The sequence below is a fragment of the Paenibacillus sp. MAHUQ-45 genome, from assembly GCF_058133325.1.
Genome location: NZ_JBYUPV010000002.1, coordinates 492,760 through 515,604 on the forward strand (window position 1 = coordinate 492,760; position 22,845 = coordinate 515,604).

Below are 22,845 nucleotides of genomic sequence, written 5' to 3' on the forward strand. Positions count from 1 at the left end.
TATCGTCTTTTTGCTGTGTTCTTTTACTTTACTCGGTATGAATAGTTGCCGTAATCTCTTCGTCCAGCTCCAGCTGCACATCCTCGCGGTAAGCGCGGACGTCGTACTCGTTGTGAACATAACGCAAAATGGCTTCGATCATGTTGGACTCCACCAGGAATTGGCTTCGATCCTGCACCCATACCTCTGCAGAAAACCCGGTGTCCTCATCCCAACTCAGTTCTACCTGCACATCGGTTGGCTGTACCGCCTTTCGTTCAGCCATATGCAGGCAGATCGCGTTGATGATCTCATCCATAGTCAAATTCAGTGTACTCATTAGGCGCGGTCATCCCGTTCTTGGAATTTGCGTCGTTCCTGTCTGCGGCGGAAGAAGGAAAGAACCAGAACAACTACCAGATAAATCGCGAGCATATTGATTGCAAATCCGAGAATATCGCCCATAAAGCCCATGCCGCCGAACAAGCCGCCAAACAGCATACCGGCAAGACCACCGATCATGAGGCCTTTCATCAGGCCACCGCCGCTGAAGAAGCCGCGTTTTGTATTTGCAGTGCTTCCGGCGGTAGAACTTTTTGTGCTATCGCTTTTCTTCACATTATTAGTGGTGGTAGATTTCTTCGGGGTGGTGGTGAAGCTACGCGTTCCGGATTTGAATCCGCCACCGCCGCCGCGTTTTGCGTCCACGAAATTCGGAGTCGCTACAGCAAAGAACAGAGTGAAGGCCATAACAATCATCATTACACGTTTCATTGGTTTCATTGACTAGGTGAACCCTCCTGTAAGTAATATATTTTTGTGCTTTCCGGTAATACGGCTGACTTTGGCAATGGTTTCATTTTTAATGATCATTTTTCAAAATATTTTTTAAAAATAAAAAAGCGCGGATATAGTATCCGCGCGTACACACACTTATGAGTGTGATTTCATCTTATTCATAACCGTTCGAGAGCAGCTCAAGCGCACCGGTATTCGGATCGATAATCATGCCGTGTACAGGGACATTTGGCGGTAACAGCGGGTGACGCTTGATTAGCTCAACCGTCTGGATTACGCCTTCCTTCTCATTGTCGAACCCTTTCAGCCACTTGTTCAGCTTGATTCCGGAATTCTCCAGTGTGGACAATACTTCTTCTGATACACCGCGCTCCTTGATATGGCCGATCATTGTTTCAGGATTCAGAGATGCCATGCCGCACTCATAGTGTCCAACTACAACAACTTCATCTGCGTTCAGTTCATACAAAGCAACCATTACACTGCGCATAACGCTGCCGAAAGGCTGGGAGATGATGGCACCGGCATTTTTAATGACCTTGACATCACCGTTTTTGAAGTTCATGGCTTTTGGTAGCAGCTCAACAAGACGCGTATCCATACAAGTAATCACCAGCATTTTTTTGGCAGGGTATCGACCGGTCTGATAGGCTTCGTATTCTTTGTTTTCAACGAATTTCTGATTGTGCTCTAGAATGTTGGATATTTGGCTCATGTTCTTTGTTTCCTCCCCGGTTTATCGTGTGGTCGTGACTTCGCAGGCCGCTCCTTCGAATGGAAGTGGAGCTTCCTGGCCGCGCAGATCGCGCACGAGTATATTTTTGCTGTACAACTGTGAGTCACTGGACAACTTAAATGATGAGAAATGCTCTTCTCCATCCAGCCGCATCTTGTCCTCATAAAAAATGGCCTGCTGACCGCTTATGATAAAAGGCAGGGCGCCCGCATCAACCTGCTGATCTCCCGGCTCCGCATGATCTACGATCAAGATCACATTGATTCCGTCACAGCCGCAGCCTACCGTATCATAAAAGAGCTTGAATACACCCGGCTGATCTCCAAGCCTTTCTTTCAGTTTCCTCTCCGCTAAGGATGTAACTTGAATGATCAATGCCTTTCACGCTCCTTTAGCATAATCTGAAGCCCGGTTGGCTTCGGGTAGTGTAATCAAAGTACTTCAAATTAGAGGGATCATGCTCTGAAATTGATTATACGTATTAAAATTAACAGGCGTCAATATTCTGGAGTTTTATTAGGTTTTTCGAATGATTCCCCACTTGTTACCCGAAGTTGCTTAGCGTCATTCATACAGGGTATTTACTCGCTGAGCAGTTCTATTTGTTTTTACGTTTTTTAAGGAGAACGGCCCAACAGCAAATAGCTCCGGCGAAGGCGACGATGATTGGGACCAGTTGATTATTAGTCAAGTTTTCACCTCCTATAATTGGAATATTACAGAAAAATAATAGAGGTTACAATAATTTGATTGGAATTGAAACCAAGGTTGCAAACACACATATTCTATGTGACTTCAACATCATTCAGCCATACTCTTACAGGCGAAGTTGCTTATCAGTATTTAAAAAAGTATCATCAAGAAGAGTAGAAAAAATAGAGAAAGCAGGTGTTACATATATGGAACAGCATGTACAACAAGAATGGGAGAAGTTTAGCGGATTATTGGCTAAAATGAGTAGCTACCGCGAGGCTATCGGCCTGCTGCATTGGGACCTGCGGACTGGCGCGCCGCGCAAGGGAGCGGAGGTTCGTTCCAAGACGATCGGTACGCTTAGTGGAGAGTATTTCAAACTGGAAATTTCACCGGAGATGGGACAGTTTACTGAATTTTTCAGCCGTACGGAGATCCAGGAGCAATTGAATGACATTCAGAAGAAGATTGTTAGCGATTCCCGTAAGGAGTACGAGCGCTCCCAGAGCATTCCGCCGGAAAAATACGAAGAATACGCCGTGCTCGCTGCCCATTCAGAGACAAAGTGGGAAGACGCTAAGGAGAACAGTGATTTCGCTTCGTTCGAGCCTTTCTTAAGCAAAATCGTAGCCTTCAAGCAGGAATTCATAGATTATTGGGGAGTAAAAGGCACTCGCTACGACACCCTGCTCGATATGTATGAGCCGGATTTGACGGTTGAGAAGGTTGACGAAGTGTTCGGCCGTCTGCGCAGCCGTCTCGTTCCGCTGGTGGAGAAAATCGCTGCTTCGCCGAACAAGCCGGACACGAGCTTTTTGCAGCAAATCTTCGAACAAGAGGGGCAAGAGCAATTTGGACTCTTTATTCTGAAACAGATGGGCTACGACTTCGATGCTGGCCGTCTCGATGAAAGTGTGCATCCTTTTGCCACGGGCCTGAATCCGGGAGACGTTCGTATCACTACCAACTATATTCTGGATAACGTCACAAGCGCTGTGTTCAGCTCGTTGCATGAAGGCGGACACGCCCTATATGAGCAAAATATTAATCCTGAGCTAGTAGGCACACCACTCGCACAAGGTGCATCTATGGGGATTCACGAATCCCAGTCGAGATTGTGGGAGAACATGATCGGCCGCAGCTTGCCGTTCTGGGAGCGGTACTACAAGGATCTGCAGCAATACTTCCCGGAACAGCTTGCCGGTGTTGGCGTCAAGGACTTCTACCGGGCCATTAACAGTGTAGACAATACGTTCATTCGAATTGAAGCAGACGAGTTGACCTACAATCTCCATATTATTGTTCGCTATGAAATTGAGAAGCTGATCTTCAATGAAGGACTTGCCGTCAAGGATCTGCCACAGGTATGGAACGCCAAGTATCAGGAATACCTGGGAATCACACCTCCAACCGATGCGCTGGGTGTATTGCAGGATGTGCATTGGTCGGGCGGAGACTTCGGTTATTTTGCCTCCTATTCACTAGGAAATATGTATGCGGCTCAGATTCTGAACACGCTCCGCAAAGAGCTGCCGGAGTTTGATGAGCTGGTTGCTTCCGGTAATCTGCTTCCAATCAAGGAATGGCTGACCGACAAGATCTACCGGTATGGTCAGTCTCTGACGCCGTCGCAGATTATCGAACGGGTTACAGGCGAGCCGTTGAACCCGGATTATCTCGCAGATTACCTGGAAGCCAAGTACACAGCGCTCTACCAGTTGTAATACAGTTAGCCAGCACATTACGTTTGTCACGTAGAACTGGACTGGAAAGAAGAATATAATAGAAGAAAACAATTAACGGAAGGAATTGGAGTATGGCTAATACGTATACTTACAGCCGCCGGGAAGAGATGGCCAATGCGATTACACATGGGATCGGTACGGTCCTCAGTGTCGCCGCGCTGGTACTGCTTGTTGTTTTCGCCAGTCTGAAAGGAACCGCTTGGCATGTCGTCAGCTTCTCTATTTATGGAACGACGATGCTGCTGCTCTATCTCAACTCAACCCTGGTGCACAGCTTCAAAGATGGCAAGGTGAAGGATCTGTTCGAATTTTTCGATCATTCTTCTATCTATTTGTTTATTGCCGGAACATACACTCCGTTTTTGCTGGTGGCCATCCGGGGAACGCTGGGCTGGACGTTGTTCGGGATCATTTGGGGTATTGCAGCGTTCGGGGTGTTCTTTAAGGCTTTCTTCGTCAAAAGATTTCTGTTCATGTCTACCATCTTCTACATCGCGATGGGCTGGCTGATTGTCATTGCCTGGAGTCCACTGGCCGCGGTAGTGGCAAGTGGCGGGCTGACGCTGCTGGTAGCGGGCGGTATTCTGTACACGCTGGGAACGGTATTTTATGTTTGGCGAGGGTTTCCGTATCACCATGCGGTGTGGCATGTGTTCGTACTGGCAGGAAGCGTTACGCATTTCTTCGCTGTACTGATTTACCTGCTGCCGATTCGCTTGTAAAGGTGGATTTGGGCCGGCCAACAGCAGCATTTGCAGTAAATTTGTTTTTTTAGAAAGATGACAAGCAAAAAAGCTTGACATCTTTCTTTCTTTTGGGTAATATAAGGGACGTTGTGAAGCTGTAAAGTGTTTTTCCTTGACGAAGGGAGTGCCCTTAATGAGTCAGGAGAATAGACTCGAGAAAACAAATCGAATCAACTTGCTTTTCGCTTTCTACGAACGGTTGCTTACTGATAAGCAGCAGACGTTCCTTAAATATTATTTTCACGACGATTTCTCCCTGGGTGAAATCGCCGCCGAGTTTGATATCAGCCGCCAGGCGGTGTACGAGCATATCAAACGGGCGGAACAAGTTCTGGAGAATTATGAAGAGAAGCTCGGTTTGCTGGTAAAGCATGAGACCCGTAGCCGATATTTGGAAGAATTGCGCAGACTGCCGGATGATGGGATGCTGCCTGAGCAATATAAAGTGCGGTTCACGGACCTTGTGGATCGTTTGCAGAGGTTAGAATAGCATGAAGGGAGGAACTGCATATGGCGTTTGAAGGTTTGACCGGAAGATTACAGAATGTATTCAGCAAGCTTCGCGGCAAGGGTAAAGTATCCGAGGATGATGTCAACGAAGCCATGCGCGAAGTGCGGCTGGCCCTGCTGGAAGCGGACGTTAACTTCAAGGTCGTTAAGGACTTTGTGGCCAAGGTGAAAGAGAAGTCCGTTGGCAAGGAAGTAATGGATAGCTTTACGCCCGGCATGGTCATTATCGACATCGTTAACAAAGAGCTGACTGAGCTGATGGGCGGAAGTCAGGCGAAGTTGGCTAAGTCGAACAAGCCGCCGACCGTTATTATGATGGCGGGTTTGCAAGGGGCAGGTAAGACGACCACTTCAGGCAAGCTGGCGAAATTGCTCCAAAAGGGCAATCACCGTCCGCTCTTGGTAGCGTGTGATATTTATCGTCCAGCTGCGATCAAGCAGCTGGAGATTCTCGGTGAGCAGATCAAGGTTCCAGTGTTCTCACTGGGAGACAAGGTCAGCCCGGTGGAAATCGCCAAACAAGGTCTTCAGCATGCGAAGGACAACAACTTGGATTATGTCATCATCGATACTGCAGGCCGCCTGCATATTGATGAAGCGTTGATGGAAGAGCTCAAGCAGATTCACACGGCTTTGAGCCCTGATGAAGTGCTGCTCGTTGTTGACGCCATGACAGGTCAGGACGCTGTTAACGTCGCAGACAGCTTCAACAAACAGCTTGAATTGACAGGCGTTGTGTTGACGAAGCTGGATGGCGACACCCGTGGTGGTGCGGCATTGTCCGTTAAAGCTGTTACTGGCTGCCCGATCAAGTTCGCCGCACTAGGCGAGAAGATCGACGCGCTGGAGCCGTTCCATCCGGAGCGGATGGCCTCTCGTATCCTGGGTATGGGCGACATGCTGTCGCTGATTGAGAAAGCTCAAGCGAACATTGATACAGAGAAAGCCAAGGAAATGGAACGTAAGATGCGTAATGCAGAATTTACGTTCGATGACTTCCTTGAACAAATGGATCAGGTCAAGAAGCTTGGACCGATCGACCAAATTCTTGGTATGCTGCCTGGGATGAACCAGGCCAAGGGCATCAAGGATCTTAAAGTCGATGACAGACAGATGGGCCGTGTCGAAGCCATTGTTCATTCTATGACCAAGGCTGAGAAACAACAGCCTGAGATCATCAATCATAACCGTCGCAAACGGATTGCAGCCGGAAGCGGCACCTCGGTCGCCGAGGTTAACCGTCTCATCAAGCAGTTCGACGAGATGCGTAAGATGATGAAGCAGTTCTCGGGTATGATGGGTGGCGGAGGCAAGTCCTCCAAGAAGAACGCCATGAAGCAGCTCAAAGCACTTGGCGGCAAAGGCATGAAATTCCCTTTCCGTTAAGCTAATCTTTAATCTTTTGAACTTGTTGATTATCCACAGTATAACGTAGGATAATCCCTAGTCTTTCTAGATACAGCAACAGTCAAGCGTGTCCCGTAAGGGACGATAAGCGCTCCATGCATCCCTCGTCCCAAGGTACCGCCAGTCTGAACGCCCACGCTAGTTGCACTTAGCAGGTGTCCAGAGGGTGCAACCCTTTGGGGCCCTCCCTTGGAAGGGAGGGTTTGGGAGGGATCGATACTTTTATAAGGAGGTGAATTTCGTGGCAGTACGTATTCGTCTGAAAAGAATGGGTGCACATAAAGCGCCTTTCTATCGTGTAGTGGTTTCCGATTCCCGGTCCCCTCGTGATGGTCGTTTCATCGAGGAAATCGGTTACTATAACCCGGTTGAACAACCGGCAGTAGTGAAGATCGATGAGGAAAAAGCTCTTAAATGGCTTCAAACAGGTGCGCAAGCATCCGACACCGTTCGCAACTTGCTTTCCAAAGCTGGTGTGTTGAAGAAGTTCCATGAGCTGAAGAATCAGAAATAATGACTGATTGCGAGGGTCATCTATGGAAGAATTAGTTGGAGTAATTGCTAAGGCTTTAGTGGATCATCCAGAGGATGTGGTCGTACGTATCGTGGAGAAGGATCACCTGATTGTCTATGAGCTTTCCGTTCATCCTGATGATGTCGGCAAGGTCATCGGCAAGCAGGGGCGGATCGCCAAAGCGCTTCGTACCGTAGTCACATCTGCAGCAGTCAAGAGCGATAAACGCGTAACCGTAGATATTTTATCTTAACAGATACGCACAAAGAGGGGCTAGGGATTGTATATCCCGGCTCCTTTTTGTTCAATTATATAAGAACGGATAAGACTCAAAGAGTAAAGGAGAGGAATGTATGACGGAAGAATTAACCGTAGGCAGACTGGTTAATACACACGGTATTCGTGGGGAGATCAAGATTTTGTCCCATACGGATTTCCCGGATGTGCGGTTTGCTCCTGGCAAGAAGCTAATTGTGATTCCTGCAGATGGTAGCCCCAAATTTGATGTGATTGTAGATGCTGCTCGGGAACACAAGGGTATGTATATTGTCAGACTGAAAGGCTATACCAACATCAACCAGATCGAGAAGTACAAGGGAAGCTTGCTTAAAGTGCCAAGCGATGATTTGGTGGAGCTGCCGGAGAACGAGTACTATTTTCACCAGATTGTAGGCTGTGACGTGTATACCGAAGACAACGACAGTCAGCCACTTGGGACAATCACTGAAATTCTTCAGCCTGGAGCTAATGATGTATGGGTGGTTAAGCCGCCGAAGGGGCAGGAGATTCTGATTCCAGTCATTAATGATGTGGTAGTGGATGTAGACATCCAGGCTAAGCGCATCAAGATCCGTCTGATGGAAGGGCTGCTTCCATGATTAGAATCGATGTGCTGACGCTCTTTCCCGAGATGTGCGAAGGCGTATTTGGCACAAGCATTCTGGGGAAGGCTCGTGAGAAAGGGATTGTGTCGCTGAATGCGGTGAACTTCCGTGATTTTTCCGGCAATAAGCACAATACCGTGGACGATACGCCGTACGGCGGAGGTGGAGGGATGGTACTCAAGCCTGATCCAATCTTCGCAGCGGTGGAACATGTACTGGCTGAGGCTGCAGGGTCTACAGCAAGACCGCTTGGGCATGAGAATACAGTAGAGAATTCTGCTGAGGTACAACCGGGCCAGGAAGGCATAGCTTCAGATGCTGAGACTGCTCCAGTTAAAAAACCACGTATTATTCTTATGTGCCCGCAAGGTAAAACCTATACTCAGCAAATCGCTGAAGAATTGGCGCAGGAAGAGCATCTGATCTTTATCTGTGGCCATTATGAGGGCTACGACGAGCGAATTCGGGAGCATCTGGTAACAGACGAGCTGTCCATTGGAGATTACGTACTGACTGGGGGAGAATTACCGGCAATGACCGTCATTGATTCGGTAGTCCGTCTACAGCCGGGAGCGCTTGGCAATGAGACATCTGCGGTGACGGATTCGTTCAGCACGGGCCTTCTGGAGTATCCGCATTATACGCGTCCTGCAGAGTTTCGTGGTTGGAAGGTGCCGGATATTCTGCTCAGCGGACATCATGCCAACATTGACACTTGGCGGCGGGAGCAGGCCCTGCAGCGTACACTGGAGCGCCGTCCGGACCTCTTGGAGACCGCGGAGCTTACAGCCAAGGATCGGAAGACCCTGGAGCGGTTGAAGAACCATGGTCAAGCCTGATTTGGAGAAAAGTTGTTCATATTTGTCATATTTAACGCCTCTTTAACGTATATATAACGTTGAGGAGGCGTTTTTTGTGATGTTCATTTCTGAAAGCATCCCAATCATATTTTTCTGAAAAAAGATATATATAAGATGAACAAAAGAAAGTAACAGTAAGCGAGAAGGAACGAAGGGGGAAGTTTGGAACTGTAGGAGCGAAGCGCTCGCCTTTGCCGCCAGATTTCAACCGTTAGAGGCGGTTGAAAAGAAGAAATCTGGCGACAACAGCGACCGGAAGTCCAAACATTCCACCGTAGTGACGATCGAGTTTTACGTGAGACTCTTAAGTTCATATTATATAAAAAAATCACATCAAAAGGGCTATTGTGCGTTGCAAGCTTATATTTGGGGTAATAAAGAGAGGTGCAGAAATCATCTATCCCGCTGAAGACGCAGCTAATTTAAGATAAGTGAAAGGAATGACCAAAGTGACTACGACTACGAATACGCAGAAAGAATTCAAGCAGAACGTGGACGATGTCCAGCAGCAAGTGGAGCCGCTCCGCACCGTGAACGATATTATCGATTTCTATACAAATCGTAAATCCTGAAGAAATCAACTCTTGACCGCATAATCAAATTTCCTTCGCCATAGTAAAACAATAAAACCATTAAGGTCAGTGGATGACAATCGCTGCTTTAATGGTTTTATTTATATATTGATATTTTTCTATGCAGAATGTCATAACGTTTAAGTTATCTCTTGTTATTCGTTGACAGAAACAGTAATATTATTATACCTATGCAACACCAAACCAAGGAGGGTGATTGTATGACTAAAAAAAGCAGCCTGTTTATCAACGAAGGTGTACTGCGCATCGCCATATTCATTATTTTGTCATCGTTTACGTATACCGTCCGCAACTATCCATGGGCGGTTACATTCCTTGTGCTTCTGGGCATTTACTCGCTTGTAACAGGTGTGTTCCAGCTTTATAAGAAGTCTTGAATAGGCTTACAAGGTCGCCGGGTAACTCTTTATGGGTGGGGCTTTCATCCTGAGGTGCGCTTTAAAACTAAAAGTAGCACCAACCAGGTTACAAAACCTGATTGGTGCTACTTTGTTCTTCTTCTGAAATCGGAGTAACAGGATTTGAACCTGCGACCTCGCCCACCCCAAGGGCGTGCGCTACCAGGCTGCGCTATACCCCGACAAATGAAGCTTGCTTGAAAATAGGGAAGTATAAAAAATGTCCATTGATATATCCAAAATTTTCAATCTATAGTCTATATATAACTCAAAATTGTTGATCGTTCAAGTGAAAAATGAAATTTTTAGCAGATGTTCTTTATTGATTTGTAAACGCTAACACTACAGGTCTGGTATTGATCATTTGTTAATAAATTGTAATGGATATTTTACAAAGGCTGTGCTATACTCTTGCCACAAGGAAAGGAGGTGCGTTCACATCAAGCATGACATGTTGAGCGTATCCCTTACCCGGACCAATGGCTAATAATGTTAGTTTTGGTGGCGCGGGATACGGATCAAGGTTTTAAACTAGCGCCTCGGGTAGAAAGACCGTCTACGGACGGTCTTTTTTATATTTTCTACCTACATTTGATGTTCTTCTGTTTGCAGATACCTGGCACTTCGCCGTTACCGGCTGATTACGACCTTCATAAAATACACTACTACGAATGAGGAGGAGTTATTTAGTGGAGGCCTATCATAACTGTTTGCGTTGCATGAATAGACGTGTGCGAATTTTGACTGTAGATGGACAGCGACATGAGGGAGTTATCGTGAATGTGGACAGAAATAATGTTTATTTAAAAAGAGACGGGGCTGACAGGGTTCAAACATCGGCATTTTTCGGAAATCCTTTTGCTGCCAATGATATTTTGGTCCTGAGCTTGTTTACGCTGCTCGCTATCGCGTTGGTATAGGAACTAGGTTGCAAAAGACCGCTTCTCGTAGTGAGAGGCGGTCTTTTGAGCTTTTTTGTAGTATAAGGTCAAATACCCGCTCAGACCCAAAGAACAGGTTATTGGTGAACGGTAATTGCGCCAATCTCGGAGCTTAGGGAGACCAGTGGTCCGCCATTACCTACCGTGCTTTTTCCTTTGGTAGCTCCATTGATTTGTCCGATCTCGCTGCTTGTCTCCAGGTTGTAGTTCAAACCGGCGGCCAGGGTAGCTGTGATGGCTCCGACATCCGTTTTAGCTTTCAGACTACTGCCTTCTTTGAGATCGGCTATGTTCAGAGTAATGCCCCCCGTATCTGACTCAATAGTGGACTTGCCAGCAATGGTAGCATCGCTAATGTGGATGGCTCCCACATTGGTGCTTACCCGGTAAGTTCCTTCCAGGCCGCTCAGCTGGATTTCACCAACATCGTTGGATACCTGATACATATCTACGCTCTTTGGAACCTCAATGACATAATCGATGCTAAAGTCAGAAGAGCCATACTTGCGCTGGGCCCAGCTCCAAAGGTCTTTCTTAGGAGCGTCTTTGGCATGGGTGGAGATGATCAGCTTATCTCCGCTAGTTAAGACAGAAACCTCGGCGTTGTCGAGAATTTCTTGGCGTTCTTGCTCACTGTTGAAGTTTTTGTAGGACTGAATCGTGGCTCTTACATTAATTTGATCACCACCAACGCTCCTTACCTCTATCACACCTACAGAATTCTCGATATTTAGCACGGACGCAGATCCGATGGTCTGAGATACCTGTAGTTCCTTGCTTATGCTTCCTTCCTTGAAGCCAGCTACGACTTTATCTGCTGTGTTCTGTGCGGCTTGAGTAACAGCTGCTGCGGCTTGGCCCAGTCCTTGCTTCACAGCTTCACCCAGGTTTTGTTCCACGCCTTCCGGCTGGGATTGTTCCGATTCCTGATTTACTTTGGCTTTGCCAGGCAACTCCGTGCATCCTGCCAGCAATGTTAAGGATACGACGGCGAGCGCTGCCAGCATCTTTGGATTGTTCTTTTTCATTTGTATGGCTCCCCCTTGAAATTGTAAAGTGTCTGCACTGCTAATTCGCTCATTGGTTACGTATTATAATTAGTATAACTGTTATGGGAAATTATTGAAAACAGGCTGCGGGCGGGTTGTCATCCTAGACCTAAGACCAGGTCGGGTAAGCCTATCTGTAATTGAACCATTAAATGTGATAAAATTAGTTCATATGAAGCTTAGCTGCGGATAGACAACAATTCAGGGAGGAATAGCGAATGGCTTATATTGTTGGCCTTATTGTTTTGCTGGTGTTGACCGGGATGTATGTTATATTCCTGAAGCGAACTGCCAAACGCCAGAATGGGCGCAGTGGAGTGAACAGCAAGGTCATCTCTATGGAGAGCCACCGCAGAGCGAAGCAGACCTCCGGTGAACAGTTATGCTCTTCCTGCAAAAAGAAAAACGGTAAGCTGATCTTTTATGCCCAAGATAATGGAACTGTGGTCGGTTTGTGCAAGGATTGCAAAGTCCAGGCCAAGAAACGTGATATGCTCCCGCTTTAAAAATAAATATAATATTATTGTTGAAATAGCCCGGTTTTTATGGTAATATAATTTTTGTTGTGTGGAATACGGTGGTCCGCTGTCGATAATGAGGGAGAGTCAAGAACTCTCCGGAAGAGGCATGAACGCCTGTACGGAAGGAGGAAGTCCTTAATGAGTATCCTACAAGAAATTACCCAAGAGCAACTTCGCAAAGATATCCCGAGTTTTCGCCCGGGTGACACTTTGAAAGTGCACGTAAAAGTTATCGAGGGAACTCGTGAGCGTATCCAGTTGTTCGAAGGCGTTGTAATCAAACGTCGCGGCGGTGGAATCAGTGAGACTTTTACGGTTCGTAAAATTTCTTACGGTGTTGGTGTGGAAAGAACATTCCCTATCAACTCGCCTAAACTCGAGAAAATCGAAGTGGCTCGTCGCGGTAAAGTTCGTCGTGCGAAGCTGTACTATCTTCGTGAACTGCGCGGTAAAGCTGCGAGAATTAAAGAAATCCGTCGCTAGAATTAGTGACAAAGGGGAGGGGCTTGAGTTCAAGCCCCTTTCGTTTTATCATTAGAGCATTAAGCGTATGGATTTACAGGCCGTATCCTGAGATTACTGGGAGAGCAATCATTTAGGATGGATTCGGTGGCATTTTAAAGAGAGGCTCTGACTGGAGTTATCTCGTTCAATTTGTATACAATGCATCAGAGATATAGAGCGCTGGGGATCGGCTTCTCCGAAAAGGCCTCCTGAAGGAGTAACTATGGAGGGGTTTTTGGCAGGAGTTTTTTTGTGTTGTATAGTTAGTGTAGCATAAAGAGAGGATGGTGAACTATGCAGCAGGATTTGCAGCAGGGTCAAGGGGAGTCTGAAGAGTCCACTCGGCAGAACCCGCCCAAGCAGAAAAATGAGGTATTGGAATGGATTAAGGCAATAGCGATTGCATTAGTTCTGGTTATTCTGATCCGCTGGCTTTTGTTCAAGCCGTTTATTGTAGACGGACCTTCCATGCAGCCTAATTTTCACACCGGTGAGCGGGTAATCGTCAATGAGATACTGTACGACATTCGTTCTCCGCAGCGGGGAGAAGTAATTGTATTCCATGTCCCATCCGAAGGTCGCGACTTTATTAAGCGTGTAATCGGGGTGGCCGGCGATACGGTGAAGGTTGAAGGGGATGTCGTTACCGTTAACGGCAAACCTGTGAATGAGACCTACATTCAGGGTGCTATTGACGCCGCACATAAAAATAATGCGCTGTACAATAATAAGAACTTCCCTAATGAAGATTTTACCGACGGTACGGTACCTGAGGGTCATATCTTCGTAATGGGAGATAACCGTTCAGATAGTACGGATAGCCGAATGATTGGTTATGTGCCGCTGGGTGATATTGTAGGCCGTGCCGATCTGATCTTCTGGCCGGTGAAGGATATTACCTGGATTAATCATTAAAGAGAGATTACACAGAGATGAATCAAAGGAGGTGACGGCAATGGCCATTCAATGGTTTCCTGGTCATATGACGAAGGCTAGACGACAAATCGAAGATAAGCTGAAGCTGATTGATGTGGCGATAGAGCTGCTCGATTCCCGTCTGCCGCTTTCCAGCCGCAATCCGATGATTGACGATATTTTGCGGGATAAGCCTAGATTAATTATTTTGAACAAAGCAGATTTGGCGGACCCTGAGGCAACACGCAAATGGCTGGAGTACTTCAAGGCAGAGGGTCATGTGGCCCATCCTGTGGATGCTTCTACCGGAACGGGTGTCAAGGATATCCCAGAGCAAGTCAAGCTGCTGCTGAAGGAAAAGATTGACCGTCAAATTGCCAAAGGGATGAACCCTCGCCCGATGCGCGCGCTGATTGTTGGTATTCCCAATGTGGGTAAGTCTACCCTGATAAACCGGATGGCAGGACGCAATATTGCTGCTACTGGGGATCGTCCTGGTGTGACTAAAGGACAGCAGTGGATCAAAACGGGCGGAAATCTGGAACTGCTGGATACGCCGGGTATTCTGTGGCCTAAATTCGAGGACCAGAATGTCGGCTATCGTCTTGCCGTTACAGGGGCAATTAAAGAAGAAATTCTGAATGTCGAAGACATTGCTTTTTATGCGGTGAAGTATCTGGTGAAGGATTATGGTTCCAGATTCCAGGAGAGGTTCGGTGTAACCAAGCTTCCGCAGGATCTGGAGAATCCAGATGAGATAGTAGCTGTAATGGAAGCTGTCGGACGTAAGCGCGGTTGTCTGATTAGCGGCGGTAGGGTAGATCTGGAGAAGGCTTCCCGTACGCTGCTGCACGAACTTCGTGCCGGCAAGCTCGGAAGATTCACATTGGAATTGCCGGAAGACCAAGGCAGCTTGCAAATATAGCAGACCGGGTATGGACGAGCCATCCGCTTAGCGGGTGGCTTTTTTTGATCCAATCGATCAGGGATGCTCAACATTAAAGGTTGAATTTTTACCAGGTTTCCAATGAGATATTGTATTATTTTATAGGTTTTCGCAGGGTTAATCCTGTGTTAAGCTGGCTTAAAAGAAGATGACTGGCAGGTGTAGAAGATTGAGTATTGATATGTTGTTGTATGAAAAGGAAGGCTGGGAGCAGTCTTATCGGCGGATCGCCGGTGTAGATGAGGTGGGAAGGGGCTGTCTGTTCGGGGACGTCGTCGCCGCGGCGGTGATCCTGCCGGAAGGGCTGATCATTGACGGCGTGGATGATTCCAAGAAGCTGTCTGCCAAGAAGAGAGATGCTTTGTTTGAGCTAATTATGGAGCAGGCGCTGGCAGTTAGTGTAGGCCATGTGGACGCTGCGGTTATAGATGAGATTAACATTAAACAGGCGTCCAGGCTGGCCATGAAAAAAGCGGTGGAAGGTCTGAACCACTCCCCTGATTATATGCTGGTCGACGCGGAGAAAGTGGATCTGCCGCTGCCACAACGGGCAATAATCAAAGGGGATGCTAACAGTCAATCCATTGCCGCGGCTTCCATCGTAGCTAAAGTAACGCGTGATAGGCTGTGTGAAGGTTTGTGGGAGGAATTATACCCGGACTATGGCATCGCCATACATAAAGGTTATGCGACCAAGCTGCACCGTGAACAGATTACAGCACTGGGACCAACCCCAATGCACCGGCGCAGCTTTATCGGTAGAATTCTGGCAGAGCAGCAGACATTATTCTAGTTGTTGATGAACTCGGTAGTTTGTTCTTATAAAAGAATGATTTTTTCCGATATATATGTAAAAGAACAACTGGAGGAGGGCAAAAGATGAATATCGGTTCATTGATCCGTGGGCTGCTTGGTGACAGCAAGCCGGGTGAGCCCAAGTCTGTGGAATTAAAGGAAGGACAAGTTGTTCGCGGTGTGGTTCTAAGTGTATCTGATTCGGGAAAAGAGGCCGTGGTGCAAATTCAGGGCGCCCCTGTACGGGCAGAGCTGGAGACGCCGCTACAGCCAGGGCAGACGTTGAATCTGCAAGTGGCCCCGCCTGGAGAAAACGGACTCCCGGTCCTAAAGCCAGTCTCCCCTGGGCAAACAGCTATCCCGCAGAGTATGGGTGAAGCATTGGAATCGCTGGGATTGACGGATGCCAAAGCTGGACGGGAGATTGTGCTGGCGATGCAGTCCGGCGGTCTGGCATTGACGAAGGAAACGGCAGCAAAGCTGAATATGATTATGAATGCCAAGCCACCTGGTGTTCCTGCGGAGCAGTGGTTGGAAGCGGCTGTGATTTCTGTGAAAAGAGGGTTGCCAGTTACGGCCGAAAGTGTAAGAGGGCTGCAGCAGGCCGTGTTTGGTCCTCCGTTACATCAATTGTTGTCTTCGCTGGAGGAACAATTGAACCTTTGGGCAGAACAAGGGGCTGGCAAAGCAGGAGCGGATGGTAAGGGACCAACGCCTTCCCCAAACTCAGGGACTGCGAATGGTATGAATGCTGTTTCGGGGTCTGTTAGCAATCCTCAGCTGGAGGGGGGATTATCACAGGGGAGAACCGTAGGTACAGCCGCTATGCCCGTTGCGGACAATGGAGCTGGCAAAGGAAATGGACTACTCGGAACGATTGGTATTTCCGCTGACGCTGAAAGTGGCAGTAATCCAGGTACTTCGGGAACGACTGGAACTGGAGTGAATTCAGCGGGCACAAGTAACGTCGGAGTTTCCACTGGTAGTTCTGTGGCGGTGAACGGGAGCATTACCCCTAGTGGAAGCGGAGGAGTAGTGCCGGTAGATGTGGATCAAGCGTCTGCACTAACGGGTGCTGCCTCTGTGGATGGTCAAGAAGAGAGCCAAGGGGCCAATGTTGCTAGAGGTAATGAAGCGCCAGCGGCAAAAGCTCCGGCACCCGCGCCTTCTGCCGGGGCTGCGCTTGTGGGAGCTGGTGCCGCCGAAGAAGAGGCGGCACCGAATAGCGCCGCGAAGATCGGCGGCGCAAACGGTGGGCCTGCTGAGTCTGCAGCAGGCAAGCTGACGGCCGGACCGGCAGAGCCGTCCGGCACTGCCCTGCTCGCGAAGCTGCAGGGCGTACTCTCCGAGCTGCGCAGCACGCTGCCGCAGCTCACGGCTGCCCCGCCCGCTGGCGCGGCGGGCGGACCCGGGGCCCCTGCGGCTGATGCGCCGCTGGGGCAGACAGCCCCGCCTTCAGCTGCGGCGGGGCAGGAGCCCGCGCAGGCAGCGCCGCGCGGGGAACGGCAGGCAGCGCCGCGCGGGGAACGGCAGGCTGCGGCAATGACGCCGCAGCAGGGCACCGCCCTGGCCCACGACAGTGAGTCGTGGGTGGGGCGGGTGCTGAAGCTGCTCGGTGCGGAGCACGAGCAGCAGGCCGTCCGCGGCAGCGGCGCAGCCGCCGCGGAGGTGCGCCCCGCGGCCGTGCCTCTGGCCACGGGCGGGCGTGAAGCCCAGCTGCCGCAGGCACTGGGCGGGGCGTCCGGCGCCGGGCATGACGGCGCCGAGACGCTCAAGGGCGTGCTGCTGCAGGTAATGGGCAGCAGCGAGGTGCCGCCCGCGGTCAAGGAAGCCGCGGGCCAGTTGGTTCAGCAGCTGACCGGACAACAGCTGCTGCTGAATACAGACCGCACGGCACCTTTTGCCCAGGTGACTCTGTTTCTGCCGCTGCATGGGGAGAATGGCCAGGAGACGGCTTCTGTCCATATTCAATCCCGGCGAGGACGCAAGGGGGAACTGGACGCGGCAAATTGCCGGCTCTGGTTCGATCTGGATATGAAGCAGCTAGGGCAGACCCTGGTGGACGTGCAGGTGGTGAATCGTATTGTCAGTCTGAAGATGCACAACAACCATCCGGTGGTGCTGGAATTGTTGGAGCAGCGGCGTGATGACATCGGGGCCGCTGTGGAGTCGATAGGCTATCAATTATTGTCTTTAAAAACAGAGCCATTACCCGAGAAGAGCTTGACTGACAATTCAGACAGTCACAGCAAGCTGGCTGACTATGTTCCGGATTCGTACAAAGGAGTAGATTACCGTATATGAATGAGCCCGAGAATGAAATCCGGCATAATTTTAAGAAGGCCGTTGCGCTGAAATATTCCCCTGATCAGGCCGAGGCTCCAGTCGTGGTCGCCAAGGGACAGGGCGTCGTTGCGGATATCATTCTTCAGAAGGCCAAGGAGAGCGGTGTAGTTATTCAGGAGGATGCGGCGCTGGTTGAGGTGCTCTCTAAGCTGGATCTGGATCAGCAGATTCCGCCCGAGCTGTACCAACTGGTGGCGGAGATATTAAGCTTTGTATACCAGAGTGACCGAGCTGCATCGGAGCTGGATCTGTAATGGGGAGCGGTGCTTCAGGAGTACCTTATAACCGCAAACAGAAGGGTGCCGCTGCCGAGGAGGCAGCGGTATATTACTTGACCTCCCAGGGATACGTCATTTTGGAGCGCAATTGGCGCTGCAGAAGCGGTGAAATTGACATCATAGCAGAGCACGAGGGGAGCTTGGTCTTTGTAGAGGTCAGAAGCCGAAGCGGAACGCTGCGGCAGGGCACGCCAGAAGAATCGGTTAATGGCCGCAAGATTCAACAGGTACGCAATATGGCACTAATTTATCTGCATATGACAGGCCAGGAGGAACGCCGGATCTTGTTTGACGTGATTGCGGTCTGGTTGCAGGAAGATCTGAGCGTAGCTTCCATGACCCATATCCGTGGGGCCTTTTAACAAGGCTTGTATCCTGGTTCGATCAAGAAGCCTTTCCAGAGCCTCTGCACAGGTGGGTCATTTCTGAAAAGAAATGGGTAAACATTAGTGTAACTTTTCATTAGCAGCACGAGGAGGGCTTCCATTGAAGAACCAGCCACTAGAGATACAGGTGAATTTTACATGCCAGCATTGCGGACAGAAGATCGAAGTCAGATTAGGTGCAGAACCAATGTCAATGGTCTGTTGCAGCCAGTGCTACAAGACGTTTACCGTCATGCGGCCAGCCATATCTGAAGAGATACTGATAGATTGGGAGAACGAGGCCCAGTTTCAGAAAATACGTGCCGAGAAGACCGAGAGCAGTAATAATAGTCTGTTGGCGCTTATTATAAGAGTTATAGAATTGCTGACCTGGCGAGACAAGGGGAATGGACAGGTAGAAGCCATTAAGGAAATGCGTGGCTGGCTGATCGAGAATGAAAGTGTATCTCCCATGGAAGAATTATTTCAGGTGGAGGGGCGAAAGCGGATGAACTGGCGGAACTTCAGGAAATAACCGGAAGAACTTATATTTATACAGGAAAGAGGATGGATGATGTCAAAAGTATTCTTTACCTCCGATCACCATTTTGGGCATAAGCTGATTATTGACTTTGAATCCCGGCCGTTTACTGATGTCGTTCAAATGAATGAGAGCATGATCGCAAGCTGGAATTCTGTCGTCGCTCCGGAGGACAAGGTGTTTCATCTGGGAGACTTTTCTTTTCTAAACAAAGAAGACACCAGCAGCATTGTTGCCCGGCTGAACGGTTACAAAACCCTTATTCTAGGTAATCATGACCGTGGACGAAGCCGTCAGTGGTGGCTGGAGACGGGTTTCCATGAAGTTAGCGAATATCCGATCATCTACAAGGATTTCTTTTTTCTCTCGCATGAACCGATGTACATGAACAAGCATATGCCTTACGTAAATGTGCACGGTCATATTCATGGGCAGAAGTATGAAGGGAAAAATCATTTCAACATTTGTGTAGAACACTGGGATTATCTCCCGCTTTCCTTTGAACAGATTAGGGATTCTGTTGTAGTTAGCGAAGAAGGATAATGGCGAAGTGTGTTGCATAATTATGCAAATATGAGTCTTTTGGCAGAGGGATGAACGATATTGGATATAGAAACTGTTTGGACGAATATTGCTTAAGGGTAGCTATTGAATTTATAATGGAACTTAACTATGGTAAAAAATAAGATTCAGCGGAAAATTAGGAAGCACCTATTTTCTTGAAACGATAGTGCCTGTTTAGGGCATATTTCAAGAGAAGAGGTGTTTTTTGTTATGTACGGAAAGATGTACAGTGCCTGTTTATATGGAATCGAAGGCATCATGATCGGCGTTGAGATTGATATTGCGGACGGTTTGCCCCAAACGACCATCATCGGGTTGCCCGATTCAGCAATTCGTGAAGCGGTAGAACGAGTCCGTGCTGCCGTCAAAAACTGCGGGTACCGCTATCCGCAGCAGCGGATCACGATTAATCTGGCTCCCGCGGATCTGCGTAAGGAAGGTTCAGCCTTTGATCTGGCAATCGCCGTCGGCACTCTGACGACCAGCGGTCAGCTTGTGATGCCTGCAGCTTCAGAAATGCTGCTACTCGGCGAACTTGCGCTCGATGGTAGCATAAGACCAGTGAATGGCGTGTTGCCTATGGTTGAAGCGGCGCGTGATGCCGGTTTCCGGTCCGTACTTCTGCCTCGGGCCAACGCTGCAGAAGCTGCACTAATTAGTGGAATGACTATCTACGCTGCTGACCATCTGCGAGAAATCCCTGAACCGGATACAGGAGAGAGTGTCCAACTTAAGAGTAGTACGCAGATCAAGCAGGCCCGTTCAGTCGTAGACAAGCAATATACTGATTTGATGGTCACCGGGCAATGCGATAATCGTTATGACACAGACACAGACACAGACACAGACACAGACACAGACACAGACACAGACACAGACACAGACACAGACAATATGGTTTATTCCAGAGGGAGGGCTCCCCAAGCAGAGCTTCCTTTTCCCGTAACCGTAGTTAATGGTCCTGCTGGAAGAGAACGCCCGCCAACAAAGGCGCTTTCTCTCGAGCATCTTAAATATATTCCCCGCAACCTCTCTCCCTGCAACTCTGGAATAACAGAGAATGAAATGACTGAGGATTACAGCGATGTGCTGGGACAACAGCATGTCAAACGGGCGTTAATCATCGCAGCCGCTGGGATGCACAACATTATGCTCATGGGCCCTCCTGGAACGGGAAAAACGATGCTAATCAAGCGATTGCCGGGTATTCTACCAGCTTTGAATGAAAGAGAAGCGCTGGAGGTAACCAAAATTTTCAGTGCTGCTGGGAAGCTGAAGGATCCTGGCAACGGGCTGATGCGAACTCGCTCGTTCCGCTCACCACATCATACTATTTCAGCGGCTGGCCTGATCGGCGGCGGGGGCACGCCAAAGCCTGGTGAAGTAAGCCTTGCTCACCGCGGAATCTTGTTTCTAGACGAACTTCCCGAGTTCTCACGAAATGTGCTTGAAGTGCTGCGACAGCCGCTAGAAGATGGAGTGGTTACAATAAGCCGGGCACGGGCGGCGTTTACTTTTCCTGCCCGTGTGATGCTGGCCGCTTCTATGAATCCGTGCAGCTGCGGCTTTCTTGGTAGCGGGAACCCGCAGCAAGTATGCACATGCAGCCCGGCCAAGATTGCAGCTTACCGGGCCAAGATTTCGGGGCCGCTGCTAGATCGTATTGATCTGCAGGTGGAGGTGCCGCGTCCGCGAGAATGGGAACGGCAGGGGCATGTGCAGTCCTCGGCCGAAATGCGCGCCGAAGTGGCCGCAGCCCAAGCTATTCAGGCAGAGCGTTACAAGCGACTACCTATCTCTTGGAACAGTGAATTATCCGGCGCTGCCTTGCGCCGTTATGCCAAGCTTGGACCGACAAGTTCACGGATGTTATATGACATACTAGAGAGTCTCGGACTCAGCATGCGGGCACATGATCGGATCATCAAACTATCCCGCACGATTGCCGATCTTGCCGGAGCGCCGGATATTACCACCGATCACCTGGCAGAGGCGGTTCAGTATCGGAATCTGGACCGGCAGGTGACGGCCTTGGAATGACAATGTAAAGGGAGATTACCCGATCATACGTATTAACTTGAAAACATAAAGGAGAATTTTCCAATCGTAAGTTGCTGACTTGAAAACATAAAGGGGAATTTTCCGATCGTAAGTTGCTGACTTGAAAACATAAAGGAAGATTTACCAATCATAAGGTACTGACTTGACTATATTAAGCGAAGTTAAGATTCAAACAGAAGATCAGACGTTATTCTAAGGTACTGTTAATTATTCCGGTTGCCATGCATAAGCTGGTGAAGTAAGGGCTTTGGCACAAACCTCTCCTCCCCTTTAAGCAGTCGCCTTAACAGTGAAAAATGTCTTGCATCCTAAATTAAGCGCAATTTTGCACTTTATTTTTCTTTAATATAGGTAAAAATATAAAATAAGGGCATTTTTGTATCCTAATTTTCGAAAAAATACAATTAAAGGGGTATTCTGGAATATTTAAGGTGCAATATTGCACTTAATTCCCGCTAAGCGGCAGCTTCAGAGAATTTAAGGTACAAAAATGCCGTTAATTACAATCTAGGAATAACTTCTAGGCTTTTTTTGTTATTTTAATAAGTTCTATATAGATCGCGACCGGAAGTCCAAACATTCCACTGAAGTATTGACCGAGCTTTACGTTCGGATCTTTTGTTCGCCTTATAAAGCAAAAAAAAAGGACTGAACAACATCATCATTTCTTGCCAAAGGAACCGGATCAAACCATCTTCATAATCGATTATCCTGTCCGTAGGGTGGAGCTATTTATGAGAGCGAACGGACCGTATAGCCGCTATTATTCACATGATGTTGTCCTGAAAGAATAGCGGACTCAGATGACGTTAATTCCTACTTGGCAGCGAAAGTTGAACAGGATTTCTGCCCATAGCGTCTCTGGAGTCCGTTATCTTTCTAAATGGCTGGATGTATAAGCAATAAGGCCTCTGAGGTCCGCTAATTGACCAACAAGCAATGATTTTGTAGTCGTGCCGAAAAAAAGCACCCCTTAAAATAATCACTGGATATATCAATCAAACGTGTAAGTCCAGTATATTTTAAGAAGCGCACTTTATTAGCCGCGGCCACTGAAAAACTACTTGTTTTATCGAATTCCAACAATTTCAGGGGGTCAAATATGATTCCCGAAACGCAAAACGAGCCGTAGAAGCGATTCTAGAGGCTCGTTTTT

The 22,845-nt window shown here is 48.5% G+C and carries 27 protein-coding genes and 1 tRNA gene; 22 read left to right on the forward strand and 6 right to left on the reverse strand.

Annotated elements, in window-relative coordinates; genetic code table 11:
- Nucleotides 1-28: 28 nt before the first annotated feature.
- From AC3Y23_RS05950 to AC3Y23_RS05965, 4 genes are all read right to left on the reverse strand, one after another.
- The gene (locus AC3Y23_RS05950; RefSeq protein WP_379197134.1) at nt 29-310 is read right to left on the reverse strand and encodes a YxcD family protein; all 282 of its coding nucleotides are present in this window, start codon (nt 308-310) and stop codon (nt 29-31) included.
- 8 nt (nt 311-318) lie between these two features.
- A complete protein-coding gene (locus AC3Y23_RS05955; protein ID WP_379197136.1) occupies nt 319-753 on the reverse strand; it encodes a hypothetical protein in 435 nt (144 codons plus the stop codon).
- Nucleotides 754-931: 178 nt separating this feature from the next.
- The gene (locus AC3Y23_RS05960; RefSeq protein ID WP_379196638.1) at nt 932-1,492 is read right to left on the reverse strand and encodes a beta-class carbonic anhydrase; all 561 of its coding nucleotides are present in this window, start codon (nt 1,490-1,492) and stop codon (nt 932-934) included.
- Nucleotides 1,493-1,513: 21 nt separating this feature from the next.
- Entirely contained in the window at nt 1,514-1,888 is a 375-nt protein-coding gene (locus tag AC3Y23_RS05965) for an iron-sulfur cluster biosynthesis family protein (protein ID WP_379196640.1), read from the reverse strand.
- A gap of 524 nt (nt 1,889-2,412) precedes the next feature.
- Here AC3Y23_RS05965 and AC3Y23_RS05970 point away from each other — a divergent pair.
- From AC3Y23_RS05970 to AC3Y23_RS06015, 10 genes are all read left to right on the forward strand, one after another.
- Nucleotides 2,413-3,930: a carboxypeptidase M32 gene (locus AC3Y23_RS05970; protein WP_379196642.1), complete on the forward strand. Its 1,518-nt coding sequence runs from the start codon at nt 2,413-2,415 to the stop codon at nt 3,928-3,930.
- Nucleotides 3,931-4,022: 92 nt separating this feature from the next.
- Entirely contained in the window at nt 4,023-4,673 is a 651-nt protein-coding gene (trhA, locus tag AC3Y23_RS05975; RefSeq protein WP_379196644.1) for a PAQR family membrane homeostasis protein TrhA, read from the forward strand.
- Between the two features lie 157 nt (nt 4,674-4,830).
- Nucleotides 4,831-5,187, forward strand: a complete 357-nt coding sequence (locus tag AC3Y23_RS05980; RefSeq protein WP_379196646.1) for a putative DNA-binding protein — start codon at nt 4,831-4,833, stop codon at nt 5,185-5,187.
- Nucleotides 5,188-5,207: 20 nt separating this feature from the next.
- Nucleotides 5,208-6,593 carry a signal recognition particle protein gene (ffh, locus tag AC3Y23_RS05985; protein ID WP_379196648.1) on the forward strand — a complete coding sequence of 462 codons (1,386 nt, stop codon included), beginning with the start codon at nt 5,208-5,210 and terminating at the stop codon, nt 6,591-6,593.
- A gap of 262 nt (nt 6,594-6,855) precedes the next feature.
- Nucleotides 6,856-7,128: a 30S ribosomal protein S16 gene (rpsP, locus tag AC3Y23_RS05990; RefSeq protein WP_066362232.1), complete on the forward strand. Its 273-nt coding sequence runs from the start codon at nt 6,856-6,858 to the stop codon at nt 7,126-7,128.
- Nucleotides 7,129-7,150: 22 nt separating this feature from the next.
- Nucleotides 7,151-7,381, forward strand: coding sequence for a KH domain-containing protein (locus AC3Y23_RS05995; protein ID WP_379196651.1), 231 nt, complete (start codon nt 7,151-7,153; stop codon nt 7,379-7,381).
- A 100-nt stretch (nt 7,382-7,481) separates the two neighbouring features.
- On the forward strand, nt 7,482-8,006 hold the full coding sequence (rimM, locus tag AC3Y23_RS06000) for a ribosome maturation factor RimM (protein ID WP_379196653.1): 525 nt from the start codon (nt 7,482-7,484) through the stop codon (nt 8,004-8,006).
- Entirely contained in the window at nt 8,006-8,851 is an 846-nt protein-coding gene (gene trmD, locus AC3Y23_RS06005; RefSeq protein WP_379197138.1) for a tRNA (guanosine(37)-N1)-methyltransferase TrmD, read from the forward strand. The genes rimM and trmD overlap by 1 nt, the downstream gene beginning before the upstream one ends.
- Nucleotides 8,852-9,312: 461 nt before the next feature.
- Complete coding sequence (locus AC3Y23_RS06010) at nt 9,313-9,444, forward strand: hypothetical protein (protein ID WP_379196655.1); 132 nt, start codon at nt 9,313-9,315, stop codon at nt 9,442-9,444.
- A 221-nt stretch (nt 9,445-9,665) separates the two neighbouring features.
- The gene (locus AC3Y23_RS06015) at nt 9,666-9,842 is read left to right on the forward strand and encodes a hypothetical protein (protein WP_379196657.1); all 177 of its coding nucleotides are present in this window, start codon (nt 9,666-9,668) and stop codon (nt 9,840-9,842) included.
- Between the two features lie 129 nt (nt 9,843-9,971).
- Here AC3Y23_RS06015 and AC3Y23_RS06020 read toward each other — a convergent pair.
- A tRNA-Pro gene (locus AC3Y23_RS06020) sits at nt 9,972-10,045 on the reverse strand.
- 507 nt (nt 10,046-10,552) lie between these two features.
- Between AC3Y23_RS06020 and AC3Y23_RS06025 the strand changes: the two genes are divergently transcribed.
- A complete protein-coding gene (locus AC3Y23_RS06025; RefSeq protein ID WP_379196659.1) occupies nt 10,553-10,783 on the forward strand; it encodes a hypothetical protein in 231 nt (76 codons plus the stop codon).
- A gap of 98 nt (nt 10,784-10,881) precedes the next feature.
- Here the strand turns inward: AC3Y23_RS06025 and AC3Y23_RS06030 are convergent, their stop codons facing one another.
- Nucleotides 10,882-11,832, reverse strand: a complete 951-nt coding sequence (locus AC3Y23_RS06030; RefSeq protein ID WP_379196661.1) for a DUF4097 family beta strand repeat-containing protein — start codon at nt 11,830-11,832, stop codon at nt 10,882-10,884.
- A gap of 239 nt (nt 11,833-12,071) precedes the next feature.
- Here AC3Y23_RS06030 and AC3Y23_RS06035 point away from each other — a divergent pair, with 239 nt between their 5' ends.
- The 11 genes from AC3Y23_RS06035 (at nt 12,072) to AC3Y23_RS06085 (ending at nt 21,668) form a co-directional block, all read left to right on the forward strand.
- Entirely contained in the window at nt 12,072-12,359 is a 288-nt protein-coding gene (locus tag AC3Y23_RS06035; protein WP_379196663.1) for a hypothetical protein, read from the forward strand.
- Between the two features lie 153 nt (nt 12,360-12,512).
- Entirely contained in the window at nt 12,513-12,857 is a 345-nt protein-coding gene (gene rplS / locus AC3Y23_RS06040) for a 50S ribosomal protein L19 (RefSeq protein WP_066362226.1), read from the forward strand.
- A gap of 315 nt (nt 12,858-13,172) precedes the next feature.
- Nucleotides 13,173-13,793, forward strand: a complete 621-nt coding sequence (gene lepB, locus AC3Y23_RS06045; protein ID WP_379196665.1) for a signal peptidase I — start codon at nt 13,173-13,175, stop codon at nt 13,791-13,793.
- A gap of 40 nt (nt 13,794-13,833) precedes the next feature.
- Complete coding sequence (gene ylqF, locus AC3Y23_RS06050; RefSeq protein WP_379196667.1) at nt 13,834-14,718, forward strand: ribosome biogenesis GTPase YlqF; 885 nt, start codon at nt 13,834-13,836, stop codon at nt 14,716-14,718.
- Between the two features lie 202 nt (nt 14,719-14,920).
- Nucleotides 14,921-15,532, forward strand: coding sequence for a ribonuclease HII (rnhB, locus tag AC3Y23_RS06055; protein ID WP_379197140.1), 612 nt, complete (start codon nt 14,921-14,923; stop codon nt 15,530-15,532).
- An 86-nt stretch (nt 15,533-15,618) separates the two neighbouring features.
- Nucleotides 15,619-17,838 carry a DNA ligase gene (locus AC3Y23_RS06060; protein WP_379196669.1) on the forward strand — a complete coding sequence of 740 codons (2,220 nt, stop codon included), beginning with the start codon at nt 15,619-15,621 and terminating at the stop codon, nt 17,836-17,838.
- Complete coding sequence (locus AC3Y23_RS06065; RefSeq protein ID WP_379196671.1) at nt 17,835-18,134, forward strand: EscU/YscU/HrcU family type III secretion system export apparatus switch protein; 300 nt, start codon at nt 17,835-17,837, stop codon at nt 18,132-18,134. Before AC3Y23_RS06060 ends, AC3Y23_RS06065 begins: the two co-directional genes overlap by 4 nt.
- Nucleotides 18,134-18,520, forward strand: a complete 387-nt coding sequence (locus AC3Y23_RS06070) for a YraN family protein (RefSeq protein ID WP_379196673.1) — start codon at nt 18,134-18,136, stop codon at nt 18,518-18,520. Before AC3Y23_RS06065 ends, AC3Y23_RS06070 begins: the two co-directional genes overlap by 1 nt.
- 124 nt (nt 18,521-18,644) lie before the next feature.
- On the forward strand, nt 18,645-19,058 hold the full coding sequence (locus AC3Y23_RS06075) for a hypothetical protein (RefSeq protein ID WP_379196675.1): 414 nt from the start codon (nt 18,645-18,647) through the stop codon (nt 19,056-19,058).
- A 39-nt stretch (nt 19,059-19,097) separates the two neighbouring features.
- Nucleotides 19,098-19,607 carry a phosphoesterase gene (locus AC3Y23_RS06080; protein ID WP_379196677.1) on the forward strand — a complete coding sequence of 170 codons (510 nt, stop codon included), beginning with the start codon at nt 19,098-19,100 and terminating at the stop codon, nt 19,605-19,607.
- 231 nt (nt 19,608-19,838) lie between these two features.
- Complete coding sequence (locus tag AC3Y23_RS06085; protein WP_379196679.1) at nt 19,839-21,668, forward strand: YifB family Mg chelatase-like AAA ATPase; 1,830 nt, start codon at nt 19,839-19,841, stop codon at nt 21,666-21,668.
- The last annotated feature ends 1,177 nt before the right edge of the window (nt 21,669-22,845 follow it).

What these genes read in the sequence shown, in the direction of transcription:
- AC3Y23_RS05955 (WP_379197136.1), bottom strand. Translation starts at nt 753, where the DNA reads ATGAAACGTGTAATGATGATTGTTATGGCCTTCACTCTGTTCTTTGCT.
- AC3Y23_RS05960 (WP_379196638.1), bottom strand. Translation starts at nt 1,492, where the DNA reads ATGAGCCAAATATCCAACATTCTAGAGCACAATCAGAAATTCGTTGAA.
- AC3Y23_RS05970 (WP_379196642.1), top strand. Translation starts at nt 2,413, where the DNA reads ATGGAACAGCATGTACAACAAGAATGGGAGAAGTTTAGCGGATTATTG.
- trhA (WP_379196644.1), top strand. Translation starts at nt 4,023, where the DNA reads ATGGCTAATACGTATACTTACAGCCGCCGGGAAGAGATGGCCAATGCG.
- AC3Y23_RS05980 (WP_379196646.1), top strand. Translation starts at nt 4,831, where the DNA reads ATGAGTCAGGAGAATAGACTCGAGAAAACAAATCGAATCAACTTGCTT.
- ffh (WP_379196648.1), top strand. Translation starts at nt 5,208, where the DNA reads ATGGCGTTTGAAGGTTTGACCGGAAGATTACAGAATGTATTCAGCAAG.
- AC3Y23_RS05995 (WP_379196651.1), top strand. Translation starts at nt 7,151, where the DNA reads ATGGAAGAATTAGTTGGAGTAATTGCTAAGGCTTTAGTGGATCATCCA.
- rimM (WP_379196653.1), top strand. Translation starts at nt 7,482, where the DNA reads ATGACGGAAGAATTAACCGTAGGCAGACTGGTTAATACACACGGTATT.
- AC3Y23_RS06010 (WP_379196655.1), top strand. Translation starts at nt 9,313, where the DNA reads ATGACCAAAGTGACTACGACTACGAATACGCAGAAAGAATTCAAGCAG.
- AC3Y23_RS06015 (WP_379196657.1), top strand. Translation starts at nt 9,666, where the DNA reads ATGACTAAAAAAAGCAGCCTGTTTATCAACGAAGGTGTACTGCGCATC.
- AC3Y23_RS06030 (WP_379196661.1), bottom strand. Translation starts at nt 11,832, where the DNA reads ATGAAAAAGAACAATCCAAAGATGCTGGCAGCGCTCGCCGTCGTATCC.
- AC3Y23_RS06035 (WP_379196663.1), top strand. Translation starts at nt 12,072, where the DNA reads ATGGCTTATATTGTTGGCCTTATTGTTTTGCTGGTGTTGACCGGGATG.
- rplS (WP_066362226.1), top strand. Translation starts at nt 12,513, where the DNA reads ATGAGTATCCTACAAGAAATTACCCAAGAGCAACTTCGCAAAGATATC.
- lepB (WP_379196665.1), top strand. Translation starts at nt 13,173, where the DNA reads ATGCAGCAGGATTTGCAGCAGGGTCAAGGGGAGTCTGAAGAGTCCACT.
- ylqF (WP_379196667.1), top strand. Translation starts at nt 13,834, where the DNA reads ATGGCCATTCAATGGTTTCCTGGTCATATGACGAAGGCTAGACGACAA.
- rnhB (WP_379197140.1), top strand. Translation starts at nt 14,921, where the DNA reads ATGTTGTTGTATGAAAAGGAAGGCTGGGAGCAGTCTTATCGGCGGATC.
- AC3Y23_RS06060 (WP_379196669.1), top strand. Translation starts at nt 15,619, where the DNA reads ATGAATATCGGTTCATTGATCCGTGGGCTGCTTGGTGACAGCAAGCCG.
- AC3Y23_RS06065 (WP_379196671.1), top strand. Translation starts at nt 17,835, where the DNA reads ATGAATGAGCCCGAGAATGAAATCCGGCATAATTTTAAGAAGGCCGTT.
- AC3Y23_RS06070 (WP_379196673.1), top strand. Translation starts at nt 18,134, where the DNA reads ATGGGGAGCGGTGCTTCAGGAGTACCTTATAACCGCAAACAGAAGGGT.
- AC3Y23_RS06080 (WP_379196677.1), top strand. Translation starts at nt 19,098, where the DNA reads ATGTCAAAAGTATTCTTTACCTCCGATCACCATTTTGGGCATAAGCTG.
- AC3Y23_RS06085 (WP_379196679.1), top strand. Translation starts at nt 19,839, where the DNA reads ATGTACGGAAAGATGTACAGTGCCTGTTTATATGGAATCGAAGGCATC.